The 3,937-nt window shown below is 69.2% G+C and carries 4 protein-coding genes; 2 read left to right on the top strand and 2 right to left on the bottom strand.

All coding sequences use genetic code 11. The features are described 5' to 3' along the window. The coding region (locus tag QZV72_RS05605) for an MFS transporter (RefSeq protein ID WP_297006150.1) at positions 1-609 on the bottom strand (609 nt) is incomplete at its 3' end. Between the two features lie 123 nt (positions 610-732). Continuing rightward, positions 733-1,368, bottom strand: coding sequence for a sugar O-acetyltransferase (locus QZV72_RS05600; protein ID WP_297006149.1), 636 nt, complete (start codon positions 1,366-1,368; stop codon positions 733-735). A gap of 140 nt (positions 1,369-1,508) precedes the next feature. On the opposite strand from QZV72_RS05600, the gene QZV72_RS05595 reads away from it, so the two are divergent. Then, the gene (locus QZV72_RS05595) at positions 1,509-2,777 is read left to right on the top strand and encodes a cystathionine gamma-synthase (RefSeq protein ID WP_297006146.1); all 1,269 of its coding nucleotides are present in this window, start codon (positions 1,509-1,511) and stop codon (positions 2,775-2,777) included. Beyond that, complete coding sequence (locus tag QZV72_RS05590; protein ID WP_297006144.1) at positions 2,774-3,625, top strand: hypothetical protein; 852 nt, start codon at positions 2,774-2,776, stop codon at positions 3,623-3,625. Before QZV72_RS05595 ends, QZV72_RS05590 begins: the two co-directional genes overlap by 4 nt. Positions 3,626-3,937: the final 312 nt, after the last annotated feature.

Genomic DNA, 3,937 nt, shown 5'->3' with positions numbered 1-3,937 from the left:
CGGGGCGGACGGCGGGGGGGACGCAGCGGGCAGGACGCGGGAACTCAGTGCGACGACGGCGAGAATCAGTCCGTGGACGGCGAAGACTCCGCGCCATCCGACGCCGGTGACCAGCATGCCGGAGATGGTGGGCCCGAGTGCGAGGCCGAGGCCGTTCATGGTGCCGAACAGGGCGAAAGCCCGAGCTCTGGCGGATCCGTCGTAGGCGTTGGACAACATCGAGCTGGCGCCGGTGAGTACGGCGGCGGCACCGAGTCCGGCGATCACACGCAGGGCGTCGAGCAGGAGCAGCGAGGGGCTGATCGCACTGATCAGGCTGGCCGCGGCGAACAGGATGCTGCCGATGGTGAAGGTGCGGCGGTAGCCGATGCGGTCACTGATCGCTCCGAAGGCCAGGACGCCGAGGGCGAAGGCGACGTTGAAGCCGTTGACCACCCACTGCAGGGCAGTGGTCTGGGCGCCGAGGTCGGTGGAGATCTTCGGCAGGGCGATGGCGGTGCCGGCAATCGACATCGGGGTGACGAACTGGGCGGTGAGGATGAGTGGCAGGGTCCAGCGACTCGGTGCCGGCGTTGTCGGGGACTGTGTGCCCGAGGGGGTGACTGTCATGGAGAGCGTCCTCCTGTAGGTACCAATAATGTCGTAGCAACTATAGACATAGTACCTATGGGCCCGCGTCGGAGAACCCGGAAAATTACGGTGCCCCGCTCCCCTGGGCCGCGCCGCCGAGCCCTACAGCTCCCGCACGACCCGCGCCGGCGTCCCCACCGCCAGCACCCCGGACGGCAGGTCGCGCGTCACCACGGAACCTGCCCCGACCACTACGTTGTCGCCGATCGTCACCCCGGCGCACACGGTGACGTTGCCGCCGAACCAGCAGTTCTCGCCGATGGTGACCGGTGCCCCGTACTCCCAGCCCGTCGCGCGCAGCGCGTGGTCGGTCAGCGGGTGCAGTGGGGTGAGGATCTGCACGCCGGGTCCGATCCGGGTGTCCTTCCCGATCGTCACCGGGCAGACGTCGAGGATCGTGGCGTCCACATTGAGGAACACACCGTCGCCCAGATGGACGTTGGTACCGTAGTCCACCCGCAGCCCGGGCCAGACCACGACATCCTTCCCGACGTATCCCAGCAGGTCACGGATCTGCGCGTCCCGGGACGTCTCGTCCGCCGGATCGGTCTGCCCCAACCGCCAGCACGCCGACCGGGCGGCCAGTCCGGCGGCGGCGATCTGCGGATCGTCGGCGTGGTACAGCTCCCCGGCGACCATGCGGTCCCACATGGAGCGCGGGTCGGCGTCCGCATCGGCGCGGACGGCGACGTCCGGGGCATCCGGGGTGTTCGTGGCGGCGGGATCAGAATCAACCATGCCGGACAGTATGCCGGACAGTATGCCGGACACCGTGCCAGACAGCTCGGTCCGCTAGGATGGCCAGCGCACGCACCGCCCCGGACCGTCTCGTCGGGGCACCGCCGGTATGCCTCAGAGACGCACCAAGGAGAGTCCCGATGACCAGCGCCGATCAGGCACAGCACGCCGAGCACGAGACCCGGGCGGACGCGGGGACCGTGGCACGCCGCGAGGCCGCGCTCACCGCCGCCGCCCGCCTGACCGACGCCACGGGCCGCCCCCTGGGCTTCAACACCAACGCCATCCACGCCGGCTACGACCCGGACGGCCAGACCGGTGCGGTCAACGTGCCCGTCTACACCTCCACGACCTACGCTCAGGACGGCGTCTCGCAGTTGCGCGGCGGTTACGAGTACTCCCGCTGCGGCAACCCGACCGTCACCGCCGTCGAGCAGGCTGTCGCCGCGCTCGAAGGTGGACGTTTCGGCCGCGCCTTCGGATCCGGCATGGCAGCCACGGACACCATCTTCCGCGCCCTGCTGCGCCCCGGTGACCACCTCATCCTCGGGTCGGACGCCTACGGCGGGACCTTCCGCCTCATCGACACGACGTACAAGGAATGGGGTGTGACCTGCTCCATCGTCGATACCGCAGACACCGCCCAGATCGCCGGTGCGTTGCAGGACAACACGAAGCTCGTCTGGTTGGAGACGCCGACCAATCCGATGCTCGGCATCACCGACATCTCCGCCACCGCCGCCGCGATCAAGGACGCCGGGCACACCGCGAAACTCGTCGTGGACAACACCTTCGCCAGCCCTTACCTGCAGAATCCCCTGGCCCTGGGCGCGGACGTGGTCATGCACTCCACCACGAAGTACCTCGGCGGGCACTCCGACGTCGTCGGTGGTGTGGTCGTGACCGACGATGAGGATCTCGACGGTGAGCTGCTGTTCCTCCAGGGTGGCGTGGGCGCGGTGCCCGGCCCGTTCGACGCGTACCTCACCTACCGTGGCATCAAGACCCTCGGCGTCCGGATGGACCGGCACTGTGCGAACGCACAGACGGTCGCCGAGTTCCTGGAGGGGCGCCCCGAGATCCGCACCGTGCTCTATCCGGGCCTTCCGACGCACCCGGGCCATGACATCGCGGCACGTCAGATGAAGGGTTTCGGCGCGATGGTCTCGGTCCGCTTCGCCGGCGGGGAGGCGGCCGCCCTGAAGTTCTGCGGGAACACCCGGTTGATCTGCCTGGCCGAGTCCCTCGGCGGGGTCGAGTCCCTGCTGGAGCACCCGGCGAAGATGACCCATCAGTCCGCCGCCGGGTCCGCGCTCGAGGTGCCGGATGATCTGGTGCGCATCTCCGTCGGTATCGAGGACGTCGAGGACCTGCTCGCCGATCTCACCCAGGCGCTTGATTCTCTGTGAGTGACGGTGCAGACCAGGGGTCCGAGTACGACCCTGAGTACGACCCTGCCGCCTGCCGCATCGGTGTCCGCGCAGGTCACAGCATCGTCGATGTGACGGTGTGGCACCCGCAGTGGGGCTCGGCGAAGACTGCCGCCCTGCGCGCGGGCCTGTTCGGCGGTTCCGGGGGCGTCGCCGCTCCCGATGAGGCCGCCGCCCGCCGCATGCTGAATGACGCCCTCGGCGAGTCCACCGTCGCGACGTGGATCGGCTCGGTCGAGGTGACCGACCACAGTCCCCAGCACGCGGTGAGCATGGCTGACCTGCGTGAACTCGTCGACCGGATGGCGGCGTCCTCCGTCGGTCCGGACGGCAACCCTGCGCACACCGAACTGCGGATGGACGTCGACGGCGCGGACGCGGTGGTGCGCACGATCGTGCCGCTGGCCCCGTCGGTCGCCCCGGGCCGGGACCGGCATGTGGAGGTGACGCTGCACATCGACCCCTTCCGGGCGACCGAGCTCACCGGCGCGCAGGTCCGGTCCACGGTTCTAGCGCTGGAGGACGCCCTGTCCGCCACCGTCCGGGAGAACCGTGCCGGGCTGCTCGTCGCGGTGGCGCACCAGGATGGGTCGGGCACCGGTGAGGCCGGTGCCGGTCTGGACGGCGTGGGTCGGCAGGACGCGGTGACGCTGCACTTCTACCTCGGCGCGCCGGGTGGGGCCGGTGCGGATGCCGCGCCGGTCGCCGACCCGGACCATGTCGTCAACACTCTGCGCGCCACGGTCTCCACCTGGGATCTCGGCGAGGCGTCCCTCGAGGATGAGGTGGACCCGGACTGGTCCGCGGTGCAGCGCTACCGGGTGTGATCCCTGCGCTGCTGTGCAGCACATTTGCGGCAGGCACGGATCGGGCCTTCCGTGGCACAGCATCGCGGATCCGTGCCTGACGCAGATCTGAGGCCCTGGCAGCCGTCGGCTGACGCAGTACATAAACTGGAGGGATGACTGAACCACAGTCCCCGCAGCGACCGCGAGAGTCATTGAAGGACGTGATCGTCGATCTCTTCGCCCGGAGCGGGGGTCCGTACAACGTCTCGATCAGTGTCGACAGCCGTCCGGTAGGGCGACCGTGGGACATAGCCTGGGAAGTCAAGAGTCTCGAGATGACATCTGACGGGG

The organism is uncultured Corynebacterium sp., from assembly GCF_902782855.1.
Taxonomy (GTDB): Bacteria; Actinomycetota; Actinomycetes; order Mycobacteriales; family Mycobacteriaceae; genus Corynebacterium.
The sequence above is the reverse complement of the archived record's forward strand: the minus strand, read 5'-3'. Positions and strand labels throughout refer to the sequence as shown.